This is a genomic window from Stenotrophomonas sp. C9D9, assembly GCF_056491205.1.
This window is the reverse complement of the sequence record NZ_JBSZIF010000006.1, coordinates 568,546-581,317: the sequence shown is the minus strand read 5'-3', so window position 1 is coordinate 581,317 and position 12,772 is coordinate 568,546. Positions and strand designations below refer to the sequence as shown.

Sequence of the window (12,772 nt, the reverse complement as noted above, 5' to 3'; positions counted from 1 at the left end):
TCAACCTGCAGCGCCCAGTGCGGCGCTGCGGCGTTTCCCGGTGTAGTGCAACACGAACAGGTACAGACCGGTAAACAGCTGCAGGAACAGCGGCGGCAGTGGCGAATAGGTGACCCACGCCGCAGGCTCACCCTGCCCCATCCCGCGCGCGGCGAAGTTGGCGATCACCGCCAGGGTGAACACGATCGAGGTCCAGCGATGCACGGGCCGCGCCCAGCCGCCCCGGCTCATTGCTTGCGCCTCGCTTCTGAGCGGGCTTCGATCATCTTCCAGCCATTGCCGGACGGGTCACGGAATCCGGCGTCGATGGCACCGAAGCGTTCAACCGGCTCCTGGGTGAACTCCACGCCCTGCGCCAGCCATTGCGCGTAACGCGCCTGGCAGTCGTCCACGGCCAGTACCAATGGCGGCATTGCGCCTTTGGCCACCAGCTGCTGCAGCACCTGCGCGGTGGCCGCGTCGTGGGTGGGCGGGCCCGGAACGAACAGCCCCAGCTGGAAACCGTCCTGGCCGGGGCTGCGTACCGTCAGCCAACGGTAGCTGCCATTGCGCACGTCGGTGTGCACTTCGAAGCCGAGCGTGCCGACGTAGAACGCGAGTGCTTCATCCTGGTCGCGCACATACAGGCCGACCGTGTTCACAGTGTTTGTCATGGGACCTCCCTCAGGTGGGATCCACGTTAGCAACCGCCTCGCGGCGGCGCTTCTCCAAAACTGCGATATTGGACGCCAACCACATTCATGAATGTGGGAATGCGTGACCTCGCGCATTTACTCGAATTATTAAGTGCACATTATGTGATGCCAATCACTCAAGGCGTTTCGACAAGCGTGCGATAACGGCCGCGCTTACCCGCCCCGCTGCACCTCTGCACCTCCCTGGAGCGCGCCATGCAGGATGTCTCGCCGCACCAATGCAAGGTGGTATCCGAACGCAACTGGTCACTCAGCACCTTCATGGAATTCTATGAGCGCGTGCTGAGCCCACGGATATTCGGCCCCTACGGACAACTGCTGGCGCGGGAAATCGCTGCGGATACCCGTGCAGCACCCGGTGCCACCGACATCCTCGAAGTCGCCTGTGGAACAGGGGTGATAACGGCCCAGCTGTACCAGGACCTGGCCAAGCCGCTGGGCCTCCGCCTGGTCGCCACGGACCTGTCGGCGATCGCGGTGCATATGGCCCGGAACGTCTTGAGCGCCGAGCTCCAACGCGACGTTCCACTGATTTCAGACGTCGACATGGCCGAGCTGCCCTTCGCGGACAACAGTTTCGACATCATCGCCTGTGGTTTCGGCCTGATGTTCCCTCCCGACAAAGCGCGGGTGGCCCGTGAGTTCCGGCGCGTGCTTCGCCCGGGGGGCCGGGTCTACGCGACGGCGTTCCACTACAACCAGTTGTTTGAACTGGCTCGCCAGCAGTCACAGAAGCACTTCGGCATGCCATCGCGACTGATGGATGCGGCCCTGAGCCTGACCGATCCCTCCCCCATCACGCGCGCCTTCGCGACCGAGGGGCTGGACCGCGGCGAAGGTGCATGCGCCGCGCTGCATCCGCTCGTGTTCTCGCTTGGCGAAGCAGGCGCCCGCGAGTTCCTTTTCAACGCCTGCATCCTGCTGGAGGAGTTCAATCAGTGCGATACCCCCAGCCGGGAACACTACCTCGATGCGATGCTGGACGCGCTGCATGAGGAGGTGCCCGATCAGCGCTACCGGGTGGAGGCCTGGCTGATACGCGGCGTGGCGGGGGCCACGGGCGCGGCATTGCCAACGGTCGTACCGCCAGCGGACTTCCGCCCGTTGCTCGAGTTCCGCAACCTCTCGCGGCTGCCCTCGCCGCCGTGCCCTGCTGGCTCGCCCGCCCCATCCTGCGCGCTGGGCATGGCAGCCTTCCATGAAGCAAAGGCGCAGTTCCTCGCCGACCATCCCGGGTATCCCGAGCACCTGGTCGAGGCAATGCGCCAGCGTGAGTACGCGCGGCTGGATGAGCAGCAGGTGACGTACCTGGATCATGTGGGTGGAACGCTGCCACCTGACAGCCTGCTTGAGCAGGACTACCAGGCGCTCAAGCGCACGATTCTCGGCAATCCGCACAGTGGATCGAAGGCCTCCCATGCTGCCTTCCGGAAGGCTTGCGATGAGATCTACGCCTTCTTCGGATGCACCCCGGAGGAGTACGAGATCATCTTTACCGCCAATGCCAGCAGCGCGATCCGGCTGGTGGCCGAGTCATTCCCCTTCCAGCAGGGTTCGCAGCTGTTGCTGACCAAGGACAACCACACATCGGTGCACGGCTTGCGTGAGTACGCCACCTCGAAGGGTGCAACGGTAAAGTACATTCCCCTGGATGATGACCTGCGTCTGCATGACGCACTGATGGAACGTGCGTTGCAGCGGCTGCAGCCCGGTGCAACGCATCTGCTGGCATTCCCGGCGCAGTCCAATGCGACCGGCGTCCGCCATGATCTGGCATGGATCGCGCGGGCACAGCAGCAGGGGGCATCGGTGCTGTGCGATGCGGCGGCCTGGGTTCCGCAATCGCGGCTGGACTGCACGATCCATCGTCCCGATTTCGTCGTAGCGTCCTTCTACAAGATCTTCGGCTACCCCACCGGCGCAGGCTGCCTGCTCGCTCGGCGGGCCGCGCTCGACATGCTCAAGCCGACCTCCTTCGCCGGTGGTGGCGTGTGCTACTACTCTGGGCCATGGTCGCCCACCGACCGCCTGCTCTACCGCGACGCCGGCCAGCGTTTCGAAGTCGGCACGCCCAATTACGCGGCATTCCCGGCGATCGCCAGAGGCTTCGAATTCATCGCCGCGATGGGCGGCGTGGAAGCGGTGGCCCAACGCTCAAGCGCCCTCGCAGCGTGGATGGATGCACGATTGTCATCCCTTCGCCATCGCATCAAGGGTGATCGGCCACTGTGCCGGGTCTATGGACCGCCTCCCACGCTCAGGGGCGCAACCCTGATGCTGAACTTCTTCGATTGCTACGGCTCGATCATGCCGCACGCACGCATCAAGCGCGCCGCAGACCGTTTCGGTATAACTCTGCGCAACGGCTGTTTCTGCAACCTCGGCGCCGTGCAGCAGGCGACCTACGCCACAGCAGGCGCCGAACACTGCGAACTGGACAAGACCGGAAAGATCCTCGACTGCAAGGCGTTCGACGAAAAAATCCTTGAGAAGGGAGATTGCGGCGCAGTCAGGATTTCATTTGGGCTCGGTTCCAATTTCGCCGATGCCTACTGCTTCTACCTGTTCGCCAGGTGCCTGCTGGATGCTGATGTTTCCGGGCTGGAGGGCCTGGCCGAGGACGCAGCAGCGGCGAAGGTGGAAACGTTGATTCCCGGCCCCCTGCCAGCCTGATTCTCCGCCAGGAACTCCCTCAACCGCAGCACGCAGGTTGCTCACGCAGCGCCTTCGCTGGCAACTGCGGCGCGCCGGCGCTTTTCCAGCACCGCGATGTTCAGGTCCGGTCGCTGCGCGGCACGTGCGTGGCATTCCGGCACGCCGGCCGGCGTCGCCTGGCCGGCCCGCTCGCGCTCACGCACATTGCCGGGGCTGTCGCCGGTGATGTCACGGAAGATGCGCCCGAAGGTGCCCAGGCTGCGCCAGCCGGTCTGCGCGGCGATCTCGGTGACCGGCAGGTCGGTGTCACGCAGCAGCGCTACGGCACGCTCGATGCGGCGGCTGAGCAGGTAACGGTGCGGTGGCAGGCCGAATGCCTGCTTGAACGAGCGCGCGAAATGCGCGGGCGAGACGGCGCTCACCTCGGCCAGGCGCGTGACCGGCCATTCCTCATGGCTGGCCCGATCCATCCGGTCCTTGGCACGCAGCAGGCGTCGCAGCAGTTCGGGGCTCTGGTTCATGGCGTCACCGTGCGCGCCAGATGATGTCGCGCCGCATGCCTGGCCTGCGCGGCCTGCTCGCCCAGCCAGTCACCGAATGCAATGACCTTGGTGCTGCGGCTGCGCGCCGTCGGTGCCACGAACCAGAAACCACGCCCGTCGCTGGCGACTCCGGGATGTGCCTGCACCAGGCGCCCACTGTCCAGTTCGGCCTGGAACAGGATTGGCGAACCGATGGCGATGCCCTGCCCGGCAATGGCAGCGCCGACGTCCAGATGCTCCATCGCAAAGGGGGTGACAAAGCTTTCCTTGGACGGCGGCGGAACAGCACCATGTGCGGAAAACCACAGTGCCCACCAGTCGGGCCTGCCGAGCAGTGGAACCCGCAGCGCCCGGCGACCGAGCCCGTCTGCCGCCGGCAGCAGCGCCGGCGCGCACAACGGGGTGAAAATACTGGGAAACAGGGGCGTGGCCTGCAGCCCGGGCCACTCGCCATGCCCATTGCGGATGGCGGCATCGAAACGCCCGGCGGCCAGGTCCTGCGGCTCTGCCGACAGGTCCAGTTCCAGCACGAGGTTCCGATGGCGGGCCCGGAAGCTGCCCAGGCGAGGCGTCAACCAGCTGGTACCCAGCGTCGGCAATACGGACAGGCGCAATCGCGTCGCATCCATGTCAGCGGCACGCATGAAACTGGCACGAAGCGCGTCGAAGGCCCGGGTGGCCTCCTGCGCGACGCTGGCACCGGCATCCGTCAGCTCCACATGCTGCGCGTGGCGCAGGAACAGGCAGGTACCGGTCTGGGCCTCCAGCCGCCGCACGTGGTAACTCACCGATGCCGCACTGGTGTCGAGCTCCTCGGCGGCACGGGCGAAACTGCCCAGCCGCGCCGCCGCCTCGAAGGCGCGGATGGCGGCAAGCGATGGCAGCTGGCGTTGGGTCACCATAAGTGTGGCTTAGCCTGACCCTCGATATCTGCGTGGTCAATCCCCCTTTTACCCGCAACGATGGCGGCACCTCCGGCATGGGATCACGCACATGGATCGACGGCAGTTCCTGGCCACCCTGGCCGCCGCGGCAGCATCCGGCACCGTGCCCACCGGATGGGCCCTGGCCAGCCACAGCGAAGACTGGAAATGGTTGCAGGGCAACTGGCAGGTCCGGCACCAACGCCTGAAGGAGCGGCTGGTGGGCGATACCCGCTGGGAAGCCTTCACCGGCTCCAGCGCGGTCTGGCTGACCCTGGGCGGGCTCGGCACCATCGATGACAACGTCATGGCGCTGCCTTCGGGCGCCTACAGGGGCCTGGGCGTGCGTGCGTTTGATCCGGTGTCTTCCCTGTGGTCGATCTGGTGGATCGATGGTCGCAACCCTGCCCATATCGAAGCGCCCGTGCGCGGCGTCTTCGAAGGCGATGGCGGCAGCTTCCGCGGTCGCGATGACTTCAAAGGGCGCCCCATCGAGGTCTGGTTCCGCTGGCATGACATCCATGGCGATGAGCCGTGGTGGGAACAGGCGTTCTCCGACGATGCCGGCGCGCACTGGGAAGTGAACTGGCGCAACTGGTTCCGGCGCACTGCTGCGGCCCCCTCTCCGCTTCCAAAGCGGCCGGATGCACCGGGTGATTTTGATTTCCTGGTGGGCCATTGGAACGTGCGCCATCGCCGCCTGCGCGCTCGGCTGGCAGGCAGTGATGCGTGGGACGCGTTCAATGGCACCCTGCACAACTGGCCGGTGCTGGGGGGATTCGGTAACGTGGGTGACAACCTGATGGACGTGCCGGGAGCACCGCTGCGCGGCATGGGCATCCGCGCCTGGAATGTGGCGGAGCAGCACTGGCTGAGCTGGTGGCTGGATGGCCGGGAGCCGACCCGGATCGGCGCGCCGCTGCGCGGTGGTTTCGAGGCTGGTGTCGGCCGCTTCTTCGGCGAGGACCAGCACGACGGACGGGCGATCCAGACGCGGGTGATCTGGTCACGCATTACCCCACGTTCGGCGCGCTGGGAACAGGCGGCCTCGGCCGATGGCGGACGCAGCTGGGAAACCAACTGGGTCAGCGACTTCGAGCGACAGGCATGAAGTCGCTGCTGGCGGTGATGCTGCTGGTCTCTGCATCGTCTCTCGTTTCGCCCTCAGAACGGCTGCAGATCATCGGCCCCGCCGAACGCTTTGCCCCCGGCATTGCATCCACACGGCATGACGAGATTCGACTGACCCTGAGCCCGGACGGAAAGACCGCGCTGTGGTTCAGCCGCAACCGGCCAGGCGGCCCGGGCGGGTATGACATCTGGATCTCGCACCGCGAAGGTGATCGCTGGCGGTCGGCCACGCCGGTGCCGTTCAACACGCCGGGGCGCGACTTCGATCCCGCATTTTCCGCAGATGGGCGCGTCGTGTATTTCTGCTCGGACCGCGCAGGCGGCCAGGGCGGCGACGATCTGTACCGGGTGAGCGTGGAACGCCACGGCCGCTTTGGGGAACCGGAGAATCTGGGGCCTGCGGTGAACAGTGCGGCCGACGAGTTCGCACCGATGCTCTCGCCGGACGGTCGCACACTGTTGTTCTCCAGCGATCGTGCGGGCGGTGCCGGCGGTCATGACCTCTATAGCGCCACGATGATTGGCGGCGTGGCGCAGCGGGCGCGGCCGCTGGCTGGCGGCATCAATACCACCGCGCAGGAATTCGATGCCACCTTCCTCGGCGATGGCCGCACGGTGGTGTTTGCCCGTGCCCTGGACTTCGGCAGTGCCCCGGTGCGCCAGTTGATCGCCTACGAGCATGCAGGCCGCTATGACGCGGGCCATGCATTGCCCTCGCCCATGAACGAGCCTGGCGGCGACAGCTACGGCGCAATGCTGGATGGTTCGCGCCGCGACACGCTCACCTACTCGGCGCGCCGCGCAGGCGGTGACAGTCTGGACCTGTACCGCGTCCGCTACCGGATGACGCAGCCTTGAAGGCAGGTGGTGTCGATTTCCAGCGCCCCGGTTCGTCGAGAGGATGAATACCCAAGGAGAAAATGCAGATGCCCTCCCATCAGTCCCTTGCATGCGCCTGCGGCCAGGTCCGCCTGGCCATCACCTGTCGCCCCATCGCCAGCGTCGAATGCTGCTGCGACAGCTGCCGCAGGGCCGGCACCCAGCTGCAGTCAATGCCTGGAGCGCCGCAGGTGCTGGGGCCACAGGGCCAGACGCATTTCGTAATGCAGCGCAAGGATCGCGTCCGCATCGAGGCGGGGCAATCCCTGCTGCACGCATTTCGGTTATCGAGCATGGGCGGAAGCCGCCGGGTCCTGGCGGGCTGCTGCAATACGCCGCTCTTCCTGGAATTCAGCGGTGGCCATTGGCTGAGCCTGTATGGCCTGCTGTGGCCGGCATCGGAAAGACCCGCCGTAGAGATGCGGACGATGGTCAGTGATCTTCCTGATCCGTCTGCCCTTCCGGACGATGTGCCGAACCTGAAGACCCGGTCGCTGCGGTTCTATGCCCGGCTGATGAAGGCCTGGATCGCCATGGGCTTCCGCAGCCCACGCATCGACGTCGCGGGAGATGCCCATGGCTGAGCGCGAACGGATCGAGATCGAAAGCATCACCACGCCCGGCCACTTCCAGCGCGTGGATCGTGCCAAGTACATGGCCATGCGCACGGCCCTGCTCCACGCCTTGCCCAGGCAACCTCCCGGGATGACGGTGGCGCAGGCGAAGCAGGCGCTGTTGCCGCACCTGCCCGCACCGCTGTTTCCGCAAGGAGCCACGGCGGGTTGGTGGTTGAAGGCCGTGCAGCTGGACCTGGAGGCCAAGGGGGTGATCGAGCGCATTCCAGGCACGCCGCTGCGCCTGTTCAAGCACGTCGCGGCCGGCTGATCAGCGCTGCGCCGGCAGTTCCAGCCGATGCTTGCGGCACAACCGATACACGGTCACCCGCGAGATCTGCATCTGCCGCGCGCATTCGGAGACGTTGTAGCCGGTCTGGCGCAGGGTCTGCAGCAGCACATCGCGCTCGGCCTGGCCGCGGGCATCGTGCAGCATCGGGCTCGGCAGCGCCTGCGCCGGCTCGCCCAGTTCCAGGTCACGTTCACTGATCAGCTCGCCTTCGGCCATGATCGCTGCCCGTTGCACCCGATTGAGCAGTTCACGCACGTTGCCGGGCCAGCTGAATCGACGCAGCGCCTGCAGCGCCGCCGGTGAGAAGCCGCGCGCTCGCACGCTGTGCCGTAGCCGGAAGCAGCGCAGGAAGTGTTCGGCCAGCAGCTGCACGTCGGCACCGCGCTCGCGCAGTGGCGGCATCAGCAGGCGCAGCACATTGAGCCGATAGTAGAGATCACTGCGGAACCGCCCCTGCGCCACCGCATGTTCCAGTTCTACGTGGGTGGCAGCCAGTACACGCACGTCGGCCCGCAGCGGCTGGCTGCTGCCGACACGCTCGAAGGTGCCTTCCTGCAGCACGCGCAGCAGGCTGGTCTGCGCCTCCGCCGGCAGGTCGCCCACCTCGTCGAGGAATACCGTACCGCCGTGTGCGGTTTCGAACACGCCGATCTGGCGCTTGTCGGCGCCGGTGAACGAGCCGCGCTCGTGGCCGAACAGCTCCGACTGCACCAGGTTCGCGGGGATGGCACCGCAATTGACCGCGATGAACGGCTTGCCTGCACGGCCGGACAACGCATGCAGTGCATGTGCCGCCAACTCCTTGCCGGTGCCGGTCTCGCCGGTGACCAGCACCGGCAGCTCGACCGGTGCGAACTTGTGCAGTACGGTGCGCACCGCATGCAGCGCAGGACTCTCGCCGATCAATGTGCGCGGCCCCTGCCCGCCGCACACCTCATTTGCTGGCGGATCATCCGCTTCGAACTGCTGGCGCATCGCAGCCACCAGGTCCTGCAGGCCGAAAGGCAGCGTGAACCGCGCAAGGCAGCGCTGCAGCAAGGGCAGCCAGGCCGCCGGCGTGGGCCCTGCGCCAGGTGGCAGCACTGCCAGCCACGGCAGATGCGCGTGCTGTTCGATCCATGGCGCCAGCAACTGCAGCGCGGGCATATCCAGATGGCGAAGATCCAGCACGGCGAGCAGCCGATCACGCCCGCGCAGGCCGATGGCCATCGCCGGATCGGGATGGATACGGCGCACGTACCAGCCCGCAGCCGCCAGCGCACTGCGTTCGTTCGCCTGCGGCTCGCCGAACCAGAGCACGCAGCGTGACGTTGAAGCCTCCGGGACCGCCGCCATGCTTCCCCCAGCATCCGGACACCGTCGGCGGACTGTCAGGCAATCTCCGGCGTGCCGCCCCCCGCCGGGACCTCTACGGCCACCGCGGCGGCCTTTGTTGGGCGGATCCTAGCGCTGCGCTAAACGGCGGCGCAATGAGCGGCGCGTCAAGAAAACACTGGCTGAAGCGGCGTCGTTACAGTCCGCGGCGGCACCTGTAACACCGGTGCGACAGTCGGGCGCCCGCCTTGCCCTGCGGCGCTTGGCGCTGCGCAATCCCAACATTTTTCCCACGCCGCTGTAACAGCCCGGCAGCAGCACCCTGCTCCGTCCAGCAGCTGCCGGTAGGCCGCACAGGCCTTCCGGGGTTGGCACGGTTGATGCGTGGTTCCGCCGCACCCATCGCGGGAGATCGGCATGGACGGCACCACCCTGTTTCGCGGCCTGGCCGCAGCACTGGCAGTGACCCTGCTGGCGATCGGCGCGGACGCCGCTGCATCCGGCGCCCGCCAGGGCGTGAAGGCACAACCGGGCGAGATTGTCCTGTTGCGGGACGTGTCTGCACGGCCGGCCTATCGCATGGCGCCCCCTGGCATGGCGCTGATCGCCGACCCGAAACCACAGCGCGAGATTGCCAGCGCGTTGGGCACCGGTGGCGCCTCGACCGGCATGGACGAACTGAGCGATGAGGACTATGCCGGCATGGGGGCCGGCCAGGCGGCCACCGCCGCGTCGCCGCGTGGCACGACGGTTGAACGGGTTACCCAGCAGGCCCTGGGCGGCACGCTGGGCCGCAGCAGTGACGGCATGGTCGGCAGCAGCCTCGGTGGCGCCCTGGGTGGCCCGCTCGGCGCGGTCGGCAACAGCACCCGCGGCATCGGCGATACCGTGCGCGGCGCGCTCGCTCAGTTCCCGTTGCAGGGCCCGGCCCCGGCAGGTGGCAAGTGAAGCGGGTACGTTGGCTGCTGGTCCTGTTCGCCACGCCGTTGATGGCGCAGGCCGACGACTACAGCGGCATGCTCGCCTACCTCGACGTGGCCCGCATCGACGGTCACGCCCTGGCGGGTGCAAACGGCGCCATCGCGGTGAACCAGGCGGCCGGCGACCTCAACCTGCAGGCCAACCTGCGTGGCATCGCCACGGGTGAACGTGCCGACGTGTCGATCGGCAACCGGCAACTGCAGGGCGGCAACCGCGTGCTGAGCGCACCACTTCACGCTACCGCCGTCATCGACGGCAACGCGCTGGCAGGCGCCAGTGGCATCGCATCCATCAACCAGGCCAGCGGCATCGCCAACACGACACTCAACGTCGTCAGCGCGACGCTGGCCCGACAGGGCATACGCGAAACCGACGATACGGCCTTGGCCGCCGAGGGTTCCGCGTTGGCAGGGGGGCGGGACGACGCCGGTCGCGGCGTCGCGACGGGCACCCGCAGCGCTGGTGTCACCAGCACGGCGCTGCGGGGATTCGACGGGGTCCTGCAACTCAATCAGATCGCGGGCAGCGGCAACGACACGGCCAATGTGCTGGGCCTGGTCGTGCAGGACCGCCCGTGACAACCACCCAACCGATGCACCACTGATGAGAGAGAGGGCACCATGAAAGCGACCGTCAAACGGACCATGCTCGCCATGGCGATTGCCACTGCCTCGACCGCCGCTGCGGCCAATGGCTGGGACAACCAGAACGCCAACGCGAACATCAACCACAACCACACCGTCAGCGAAACCCGCAACGACACCCACAACCATACCGACAACGACGTACGCAACCGCACCGTCAACGTCAACGTGCAGAAGCACAGCACCATCCAGGCCGACGAGCGCAAGGAAAAGAACAACCACGGCGTCGACGTGAACCTGGAGAAGGACCTGCGCCTCAGCACCGACGTCAATTTCTCCGGTGACCCCACCATCAGCGGCGACATCGACCTCGACTCGGCGGCCATCGCGGTGATCGACAACCGCCAGTCGATCAGCAACAACGCCACCAGCAACAGCCTGGTCACCAACAGTGCGTCCATCGGTGACAGCGTGGGTGCCGGTGCCTCCGGCAACCTGGGCTTCAACGTGGTATCGGGCGACAACAACGCCCAGGACAACGCCGCCTCGCTGTCCGCTGCCGATGCGTCCTTCAGCTTCGGCATGGCCGACGCCGAGGTGTTCGTCAACCAGGCCGGCTTCGGCAATGCCACCATGAACTCCGGCGTCACCAATGCCGCGGGTCTCAGTGGCAATGCCTTCGGCGGTGCGTCCGGCAACATCGGCGTGAACATCGCCTCGGGCAACAACAACGAGCAGAAGAACGCGCTCGCGGCCTCGGTAGCGACCACCGCAGTGGCGCAGTCGAGCATCAGTTCCAACCAGGTCTCCACCGGCAACACGGTCAGCAACGCCGGCTTCGTGCAGTCCTACACGGATACCGTGCAGGTCGGCATGCATGGCGGCGTCAGCGGCCTGACGCTGGGCTATGGCGCCGGCACCTACCGCGGCACCGGCAACGCCTACCAGATGGCCAACTACTACCTGGATACGTGGAACGGCGCACTGCCGCATCCGGGTGGCAACAGTACCGGCCACATCGACCTGGACAACGAGATCCAGAACGCCACGATGAACCCCAACCGGCCGGGGGTGGGCGGCCTGGGCTTCGATACGCGTGAAAGCGGCACCAGCCAGTTCGTCGAACTGGGCGTGGCCGATCTGTACGCCAGCCTGAGCGGCACGGTCAGCACCACGCGCTGGGTGAACGTCGATGCCACCAACACCTCGGCCTTGTCCGGCAGTGCCTTCTCCGGCGCCTCCGGCAACATCGGCGTGAACGTGGCGGCGGGCACCGGCAACCTGCAGGCCAACAGCCTGGCCCTGGCCGTAGCCCAGCCCAGCACCGGCGGTGGTGGCGGCAACGGCGAGTAAGCGCACCACCCCGGCCGTCCGCCAATGGCCGGGTTCCCGGGAGCCCCTGTCCCTCCTCCCCCTTGGGGCAGGGGCTCCCTCCTGCTGCTGGAGAGCACGATGAGCCGCTACCGCCTCTCGATATGCCTGCTGGCCTGCCTGCTGTTGCTGGGCAGCGCGTTGGCATGGGCGGGCGATGTCCGTTTCGCCGGCGTGCTGCCCAATGGCGCACTGCTGCAGCAGAAAGTGGAAAGCATGCAGGAACGGCGCTACCGCAACGTGGTGCGTCAGCACACCGACTACAGTTGCGGTGCCGCGGCCCTGGCGACCATCCTGCGCCATGCCTACCACCTCGATACCGACGAGGCTACGGCGATCGAAGGGATGATGGGGGTCTCCGATCCGGCGCTGGTGGCCGAGCGCGGCTTTTCGCTGCTCGACATCAAGCGCTACGTGGAATCGCTGGGCATGCGCGGGCGCGGCTATCGCATCGATGAGGCACGCCTGCGCACGCTTCGCGTTCCCGGTCTTGTCCTGATGGACGTGCGCGGCTTTCGCCACTTCGTGGTGCTCAAGCAGGTACGCGACGGCGTGGTCGAGGTGGCTGATCCCATCCTTGGCAACCGCAGCCTGGCGCTGCCTGAATTCCTCGCTGCGTGGCCATCGCGCGCCGTATTCGTGGTGATCGGCAGTGATTTCGATCGCAACACGGTCCTGCTGCAACCCAGCGAACGGCCCAGTGCGCGCGCGCTGTACGCGCGGCAGGGGCCTATCACCGATGCCGAACTGGTCGACTTCGGCTTCAGCCACGCCGACCTGTTCTGAAGGAG

General features: G+C 66.7%; 14 protein-coding genes. 9 read left to right on the top strand and 5 right to left on the bottom strand.

Going from position 1 to position 12,772, the window contains the following annotated elements; all coding sequences use genetic code 11:
- Both ACXI0D_RS18185 and ACXI0D_RS18180 read right to left on the bottom strand, forming a co-directional pair.
- Positions 1-231 carry a hypothetical protein gene (locus tag ACXI0D_RS18185; protein WP_119006295.1) on the bottom strand — a complete coding sequence of 77 codons (231 nt, stop codon included), beginning with the start codon at positions 229-231 and terminating at the stop codon, positions 1-3.
- Positions 228-653 carry a VOC family protein gene (locus tag ACXI0D_RS18180; protein WP_479642906.1) on the bottom strand — a complete coding sequence of 142 codons (426 nt, stop codon included), beginning with the start codon at positions 651-653 and terminating at the stop codon, positions 228-230. The genes ACXI0D_RS18185 and ACXI0D_RS18180 overlap by 4 nt, the downstream gene beginning before the upstream one ends.
- Before the next feature lie 237 nt (positions 654-890).
- On the opposite strand from ACXI0D_RS18180, the gene ACXI0D_RS18175 reads away from it, so the two are divergent.
- On the top strand, positions 891-3,368 hold the full coding sequence (locus tag ACXI0D_RS18175) for an aminotransferase class V-fold PLP-dependent enzyme (RefSeq protein WP_119006297.1): 2,478 nt from the start codon (positions 891-893) through the stop codon (positions 3,366-3,368).
- Between the two features lie 41 nt (positions 3,369-3,409).
- Here ACXI0D_RS18175 and ACXI0D_RS18170 read toward each other — a convergent pair whose 3' ends face one another.
- Together ACXI0D_RS18170 and ACXI0D_RS18165 are read right to left on the bottom strand one after the other, a co-directional pair.
- Entirely contained in the window at positions 3,410-3,871 is a 462-nt protein-coding gene (locus ACXI0D_RS18170) for a helix-turn-helix domain-containing protein (RefSeq protein ID WP_119006298.1), read from the bottom strand.
- Positions 3,868-4,794, bottom strand: coding sequence for a LysR substrate-binding domain-containing protein (locus ACXI0D_RS18165; RefSeq protein ID WP_049445083.1), 927 nt, complete (start codon positions 4,792-4,794; stop codon positions 3,868-3,870). Before ACXI0D_RS18165 ends, ACXI0D_RS18170 begins: the two co-directional genes overlap by 4 nt.
- A 91-nt stretch (positions 4,795-4,885) precedes the next feature.
- On the opposite strand from ACXI0D_RS18165, the gene ACXI0D_RS18160 reads away from it, so the two are divergent.
- The 4 genes from ACXI0D_RS18160 (at position 4,886) to ACXI0D_RS18145 (ending at position 7,710) form a co-directional block, all read left to right on the top strand.
- Positions 4,886-5,926 (top strand): hypothetical protein, encoded by a 1,041-nt coding sequence (locus tag ACXI0D_RS18160; protein WP_479642905.1) that lies wholly within the window; start codon positions 4,886-4,888, stop codon positions 5,924-5,926.
- Positions 5,923-6,804 carry a TolB family protein gene (locus ACXI0D_RS18155; protein ID WP_479642904.1) on the top strand — a complete coding sequence of 294 codons (882 nt, stop codon included), beginning with the start codon at positions 5,923-5,925 and terminating at the stop codon, positions 6,802-6,804. The genes ACXI0D_RS18160 and ACXI0D_RS18155 overlap by 4 nt, the downstream gene beginning before the upstream one ends.
- A gap of 62 nt (positions 6,805-6,866) precedes the next feature.
- The gene (locus ACXI0D_RS18150) at positions 6,867-7,409 is read left to right on the top strand and encodes a GFA family protein (RefSeq protein ID WP_479642903.1); all 543 of its coding nucleotides are present in this window, start codon (positions 6,867-6,869) and stop codon (positions 7,407-7,409) included.
- The gene (locus tag ACXI0D_RS18145) at positions 7,402-7,710 is read left to right on the top strand and encodes a DUF6958 family protein (protein WP_119006302.1); all 309 of its coding nucleotides are present in this window, start codon (positions 7,402-7,404) and stop codon (positions 7,708-7,710) included. The genes ACXI0D_RS18150 and ACXI0D_RS18145 overlap by 8 nt, the downstream gene beginning before the upstream one ends.
- On the opposite strand, the gene ACXI0D_RS18140 is transcribed toward ACXI0D_RS18145, so the two are convergent.
- Positions 7,711-9,066 carry a sigma-54 interaction domain-containing protein gene (locus ACXI0D_RS18140; RefSeq protein WP_479642902.1) on the bottom strand — a complete coding sequence of 452 codons (1,356 nt, stop codon included), beginning with the start codon at positions 9,064-9,066 and terminating at the stop codon, positions 7,711-7,713.
- A 396-nt stretch (positions 9,067-9,462) separates the two neighbouring features.
- Between ACXI0D_RS18140 and ACXI0D_RS18135 the strand changes: the two genes are divergently transcribed.
- The 4 genes from ACXI0D_RS18135 (at position 9,463) to ACXI0D_RS18120 (ending at position 12,767) form a co-directional block, all read left to right on the top strand.
- Positions 9,463-9,993 (top strand): hypothetical protein, encoded by a 531-nt coding sequence (locus tag ACXI0D_RS18135; protein WP_049445071.1) that lies wholly within the window; start codon positions 9,463-9,465, stop codon positions 9,991-9,993.
- Between the two features lie 41 nt (positions 9,994-10,034).
- Entirely contained in the window at positions 10,035-10,604 is a 570-nt protein-coding gene (locus tag ACXI0D_RS18130; RefSeq protein ID WP_430544246.1) for a hypothetical protein, read from the top strand.
- 42 nt (positions 10,605-10,646) lie between these two features.
- Complete coding sequence (locus tag ACXI0D_RS18125) at positions 10,647-11,963, top strand: adhesin (RefSeq protein WP_119006305.1); 1,317 nt, start codon at positions 10,647-10,649, stop codon at positions 11,961-11,963.
- A 99-nt stretch (positions 11,964-12,062) separates the two neighbouring features.
- Positions 12,063-12,767: a C39 family peptidase gene (locus ACXI0D_RS18120; RefSeq protein ID WP_479642901.1), complete on the top strand. Its 705-nt coding sequence runs from the start codon at positions 12,063-12,065 to the stop codon at positions 12,765-12,767.
- Positions 12,768-12,772 lie beyond the last annotated feature (5 nt).

Bases quoted from the DNA above. Each gene is read 5' to 3' on its own strand.
- ACXI0D_RS18150 (WP_479642903.1), top strand. From the start codon at position 6,867: ATGCAGATGCCCTCCCATCAGTCCCTTGCATGCGCCTGCGGCCAGGTC.
- ACXI0D_RS18165 (WP_049445083.1), bottom strand. From the start codon at position 4,794: ATGGTGACCCAACGCCAGCTGCCATCGCTTGCCGCCATCCGCGCCTTC.
- ACXI0D_RS18135 (WP_049445071.1), top strand. From the start codon at position 9,463: ATGGACGGCACCACCCTGTTTCGCGGCCTGGCCGCAGCACTGGCAGTG.
- ACXI0D_RS18120 (WP_479642901.1), top strand. From the start codon at position 12,063: ATGAGCCGCTACCGCCTCTCGATATGCCTGCTGGCCTGCCTGCTGTTG.
- ACXI0D_RS18140 (WP_479642902.1), bottom strand. From the start codon at position 9,066: ATGGCGGCGGTCCCGGAGGCTTCAACGTCACGCTGCGTGCTCTGGTTC.
- ACXI0D_RS18180 (WP_479642906.1), bottom strand. From the start codon at position 653: ATGACAAACACTGTGAACACGGTCGGCCTGTATGTGCGCGACCAGGAT.
- ACXI0D_RS18185 (WP_119006295.1), bottom strand. From the start codon at position 231: ATGAGCCGGGGCGGCTGGGCGCGGCCCGTGCATCGCTGGACCTCGATC.
- ACXI0D_RS18145 (WP_119006302.1), top strand. From the start codon at position 7,402: ATGGCTGAGCGCGAACGGATCGAGATCGAAAGCATCACCACGCCCGGC.
- ACXI0D_RS18175 (WP_119006297.1), top strand. From the start codon at position 891: ATGCAGGATGTCTCGCCGCACCAATGCAAGGTGGTATCCGAACGCAAC.
- ACXI0D_RS18155 (WP_479642904.1), top strand. From the start codon at position 5,923: ATGAAGTCGCTGCTGGCGGTGATGCTGCTGGTCTCTGCATCGTCTCTC.
- ACXI0D_RS18130 (WP_430544246.1), top strand. From the start codon at position 10,035: ATGGCGCAGGCCGACGACTACAGCGGCATGCTCGCCTACCTCGACGTG.
- ACXI0D_RS18170 (WP_119006298.1), bottom strand. From the start codon at position 3,871: ATGAACCAGAGCCCCGAACTGCTGCGACGCCTGCTGCGTGCCAAGGAC.
- ACXI0D_RS18125 (WP_119006305.1), top strand. From the start codon at position 10,647: ATGAAAGCGACCGTCAAACGGACCATGCTCGCCATGGCGATTGCCACT.
- ACXI0D_RS18160 (WP_479642905.1), top strand. From the start codon at position 4,886: ATGGATCGACGGCAGTTCCTGGCCACCCTGGCCGCCGCGGCAGCATCC.